At 67.2% G+C, this 4,399-nt stretch carries 5 protein-coding genes; 3 read left to right on the forward strand and 2 right to left on the reverse strand.

The features are described from left to right. Positions 1 to 182 precede the first annotated feature (182 nt). From QR77_RS46835 to groL, 3 genes are all read left to right on the forward strand, one after another. Entirely contained in the window at positions 183 to 461 is a 279-nt protein-coding gene (locus tag QR77_RS46835) for a MoaD/ThiS family protein (protein ID WP_040023930.1), read from the forward strand. A gap of 352 nt (positions 462 to 813) precedes the next feature. Beyond that, positions 814 to 1,017, forward strand: a complete 204-nt coding sequence (locus QR77_RS22520; RefSeq protein ID WP_005315736.1) for a cold-shock protein — start codon at positions 814 to 816, stop codon at positions 1,015 to 1,017. A gap of 366 nt (positions 1,018 to 1,383) precedes the next feature. Then, positions 1,384 to 3,009 carry a chaperonin GroEL gene (groL, locus tag QR77_RS22525; protein WP_040023935.1) on the forward strand — a complete coding sequence of 542 codons (1,626 nt, stop codon included), beginning with the start codon at positions 1,384 to 1,386 and terminating at the stop codon, positions 3,007 to 3,009. A 96-nt stretch (positions 3,010 to 3,105) separates the two neighbouring features. On the opposite strand, the gene QR77_RS22530 is transcribed toward groL, so the two are convergent. Both QR77_RS22530 and QR77_RS22535 read right to left on the reverse strand, forming a co-directional pair. Next, positions 3,106 to 3,684, reverse strand: a complete 579-nt coding sequence (locus QR77_RS22530) for a Uma2 family endonuclease (protein WP_040023937.1) — start codon at positions 3,682 to 3,684, stop codon at positions 3,106 to 3,108. Between the two features lie 11 nt (positions 3,685 to 3,695). Further along, on the reverse strand, positions 3,696 to 4,283 hold the full coding sequence (locus QR77_RS22535) for a Uma2 family endonuclease (protein WP_040023940.1): 588 nt from the start codon (positions 4,281 to 4,283) through the stop codon (positions 3,696 to 3,698). Positions 4,284 to 4,399: the final 116 nt, after the last annotated feature.

The raw sequence follows: 4,399 nt of genomic DNA on the forward strand, positions 1-4,399 counted from the left end.
CCCGCCGAGCCTCGACGCGTTCCGCGACGCCGGCCTCGCGCACTGACGCCCGGCGCGCCGGCGCACCCGCGTACCGCGCGGATCCCGCGTACCGGCGCGCCGCCCGGCGTACGGACGCCGCGCGCCGTCCCGCCGAGCGCGCGGCCCGACCCCACCCCAAGACTCAAGGAAGGCACCCCACCATGAGCGTCAAGGTCCGCATCCCCACCATCCTCCGTACGTACACGGGGGGTCAGGCCGAGGTCCCGGCCGAGGGCTCGAACCTCTCCGAGGTCATCCAGTCCCTGGAGAGCAACCACCCGGGCATCGCCGCGCGCGTGCTCGACGACGCGGGCAAGCTGCGCCGCTTCGTCAACGTGTACGTGAACGACGACGACGTCCGATTCGAGCAGGGTCTTGAGACCGCGACCCCGGCGGGTGCGGGTGTCTCGATCATTCCCGCGGTGGCCGGCGGCTGCTGACTCCGCGTCACCCCTGTTGCCCCCTCCGCGAGAGAAGCGGAGGGGGCAATTCCGTTGGGTTGAGCGCGGTAGGATTGGGAACGGCCCATCGTCGCGCATGCCTCACGCATATGAGATCGCGACAACATGGAGTCAAAGTCTTGGTGCCGTTTGCGTAATAAATACGCTTTGCCTGGCCCGACTTGCCCCGGATCGTGGGCGTATCTCCCGCTTCGTGTGTTCAGCCATGCCCTGAATTCTCGTCGGATTGACCTGTTGCAGAGGGCAGTTGGGCAGATACATTCAGCCGCGGTCGACGCGTTCCGGCGCGAAGTGTGGCCTCCGGCAGGGGCCAGTAATAGGGGAGTTAGGCATGGCTCAGGGCACCGTCAAGTGGTTCAACGCGGAGAAGGGGTACGGCTTCATCGCGGTCGACGGTGGTGCGGATGTTTTCGTCCACTACAGCGCGATTCAGATGGACGGCTACCGCACCCTTGAAGAGGGTCAGCGAGTGGAGTTCGAGATCTCGCAGGGCCAGAAGGGTCCGCAGGCGGACATGGTCAAGCTCGCCGTCTGATCCCGGCGCGATCGGCCACCGACGCACTACCGACGCTCATCATGAGGGGCTCGTATCCCGGAGACAGGGGTACGGGCCCCTCGTGCGTGCGCCGGGGTACGCGGAGGGTCCGATGCGCCGGGGGTCCGAGGGGCGGCTCAGGGGAGTGGCTCCGAGGGGTGGCCGGGGCAGGGGAAGCTTGCACTCTCGGGGGTCGAGTGCTAATCATTGGCGTTAGCACTCTGCAAGTGAGAGTGACAACTTATGGACCGGGTCAGCGAGGCCCGAAGAGCCGGTGGGGCAAGGAACCGCATGGCTCTCAGGCCGTCCGTCGCGGGCGCGGACGCGGTCCGGAGAATCCACCCCAGTCCGGGAGGACCACTTCACATGGCCAAGATCATCGCGTTCGACGAGGAGGCACGGCGCGGTCTCGAGCGCGGGATGAACCAGCTCGCCGACGCCGTCAAGGTCACCCTCGGCCCCAAGGGTCGCAACGTCGTCCTCGAGAAGAAGTGGGGCGCCCCCACGATCACCAACGATGGTGTTTCCATCGCCAAGGAGATCGAGCTCGAGGACCCGTACGAGAAGATCGGCGCCGAGCTGGTCAAGGAAGTCGCCAAGAAGACGGACGACGTCGCCGGCGACGGTACGACCACCGCGACCGTGCTCGCCCAGGCGCTCGTCCGCGAGGGCCTGCGCAACGTGGCTGCCGGCGCCAACCCGATGGCCCTCAAGCGCGGCATCGAGAAGGCCGTCGAGGCCGTCTCCGGTGCGCTGCTGGAGCAGGCCAAGGACGTGGAGACCAAGGAGCAGATCGCTTCGACCGCCTCCATCTCCGCCGCCGACACCCAGATCGGCGAGCTCATCGCCGAGGCGATGGACAAGGTCGGCAAGGAAGGCGTCATCACCGTCGAGGAGTCACAGACCTTCGGTCTTGAGCTTGAGCTCACCGAGGGCATGCGCTTCGACAAGGGCTACATCTCGGCGTACTTCGCCACGGACATGGAGCGCATGGAGTCGTCGCTCGACGACCCGTACCTCCTGATCGTGAACTCGAAGATCGGCAACGTGAAGGACCTCCTTCCGCTGCTGGAGAAGGTCATGCAGTCCGGCAAGCCGCTGCTGATCATCGCCGAGGACGTCGAGGGCGAGGCTCTGTCGACGCTGGTCGTCAACAAGATCCGTGGCACCTTCAAGTCCGTCGCCGTCAAGGCCCCGGGCTTCGGCGACCGCCGTAAGGCGATGCTCAACGACATCGCCATCCTCACCGGTGGAACGGTCATCTCCGAGGAGGTCGGTCTCAAGCTCGAGAACGCCGGCCTGGACCTGCTGGGCCGTGCCCGCAAGGTCGTCATCACCAAGGACGAGACCACGATCGTCGACGGAGCGGGTGACAGCGAGCAGGTTCAGGGTCGCGTCAACCAGATCCGTGCCGAGATCGAGAACAGCGACTCGGACTACGACCGCGAGAAGCTCCAGGAGCGCCTCGCGAAGCTGGCCGGCGGCGTGGCCGTCATCAAGGCCGGCGCCGCGACCGAGGTCGAGCTCAAGGAGCGCAAGCACCGCATCGAGGACGCGGTGCGCAACGCCAAGGCCGCCGTCGAGGAGGGCATCGTCGCCGGTGGTGGCGTGGCTCTGCTCCAGGCTTCCTCGGTCTTCGAGAAGCTCGAGCTGACGGGCGACGAGGCGACCGGTGCTGCGATCGTCAAGCTCGCGCTGGAGGCTCCGCTCAAGCAGATCGCCGTCAACGGTGGTCTTGAGGGCGGCGTCGTCGTCGAGAAGGTCCGCAACCTGACGATCGGTCACGGCCTCAACGCCGCGACCGGCGAGTACGTGGACATGATCGCCGAGGGCATCATCGACCCCGCGAAGGTCACCCGTTCCGCTCTGCAGAACGCGGCTTCCATCGCGGCGCTCTTCCTCACCACCGAGGCCGTCATCGCCGACAAGCCCGAGAAGGCCGGCGCGGCCCCCGCGGGCGGCGGCATGCCGGGCGGTGACATGGACTTCTGAGCCTGACGCGCCGTATCCGTACGGCACTCACGCTCGGACCCGGTCCTTGACCGAGGGCGGCGTTCCCCTTCCCAGGGGGGCGCCGCTTTCGGCGTTTCAGCGGGCGAAGTCCTTGAGCTCCTCGGTCTTCAGGCTGAGCGACACGGGCTCGGGCAGAGTGACGACGGTTCCGTACGGGTAGGACGGCCGCTGCCGGTAGTCCCCGTTCGCGGGTTCGCTGTGCACGGTGAGGGTGTCGTTGTCGCGGTCGACGAGGAGATGGACCGGGATGTCGGCCTCCGCGTAGCCGATCCGCTTCTCATGGCGGTCGCGGCGGTCGGTGTCCGAGTCGCTGGAGGTGACCTCGACAACCATCAGTACGCCGTCCGGGTCGGACCAGAGCCCGTGGCCGGCGAAATGCCCACGGGGTGCGAGCACTCCGTCCGGGCGGGCCCGCCCACGCCGGTATGCCTCGACCTTGAGACCGCGCTCCCCGTAGAGGCCGAGGTCGGGCCTGAGCCGCATGCATACCGTTTGCAGCCACACGCGGATCTCGCCATGATCGCCGTCCGGCACGGGCTTGACCGCTGGTTTTCCTCTGATGAGTTCGAGCGTCACGGTTTCCGGGGCCGCGCGAGCCACCTGCTCGAAGTCCTCGACGGACATCTGAGGCTGATCAGCGGTGCTGGGGGTCATGGCACGGGCTTTCAGCGGGTGTAGTCCTTGAGCTTCTCGGTCTCCAGGGTGATCGAGACGGGCTCGGGGAGCTTGACGGCGTCACCGTAGGGGTGGGACGTACGTACCTTGTACGCGCCCTTCCTCGGCTCCGAGTAGACGACCAGTTCCTCCGCGTCCCGGTCGACGAGCAGGTAGACCGGGATGCCTGCCGCCGCGTAGCCGTCGCGCTTCTCGACGCGGTCGCGGAGGTTGGTGTCGCGGTCGAAAGAGGTGATCTCGACTGTCATCAGAACACCGTCGGGATCGGCCCACTCACCCTCCTGGGTAACGAAGTGGTCATAGGGGGCGAGAGCGCCGTCGGCCCGGGCGCGCCCCTTGCGGTAGCTTTCCGTCCTCACCCCCTGCTCCGGATAAAGGCGCAGGTCAGGGCGGTGCTGAAGGCAACGCTCCAACAGCCACATCAGGATGGCGCCATGGAGGTGGTCGGGCACAGGTTTGACCTCTAGTTTTGCGTTGATGAATTCGAGCGTCACGGTCTCGGGAGCCTTGCGGGCAAGCTCCTCGAAGTCCTCCAGGGACAGCGGTGGGCGCGCCTCGGTGCCGGGGCTAGGGGTCATGGTGTCGCCTCCTCCCCTCCATGGTGCCCGGCCTGTGTGGCGGCGGACGGACTGAAGCGTCATACGGGGGTCCCTTCCTGTGGTTGGGGCCGGGGGCGGGTCGCTGCCGCGCGGGC

Source organism: Streptomyces sp. 150FB, assembly GCF_000818195.1.
GTDB lineage: Bacteria > Actinomycetota > Actinomycetes > Streptomycetales > Streptomycetaceae > Streptomyces.

Coding starts and splice junctions, on each gene's coding strand:
- QR77_RS46835 (WP_040023930.1), top strand. CDS start 183: ATGAGCGTCAAGGTCCGCATCCCCACCATCCTCCGTACGTACACGGGG.
- QR77_RS22520 (WP_005315736.1), top strand. CDS start 814: ATGGCTCAGGGCACCGTCAAGTGGTTCAACGCGGAGAAGGGGTACGGC.
- groL (WP_040023935.1), top strand. CDS start 1,384: ATGGCCAAGATCATCGCGTTCGACGAGGAGGCACGGCGCGGTCTCGAG.
- QR77_RS22530 (WP_040023937.1), bottom strand. CDS start 3,684: ATGACCCCCAGCACCGCTGATCAGCCTCAGATGTCCGTCGAGGACTTC.
- QR77_RS22535 (WP_040023940.1), bottom strand. CDS start 4,283: ATGACCCCTAGCCCCGGCACCGAGGCGCGCCCACCGCTGTCCCTGGAG.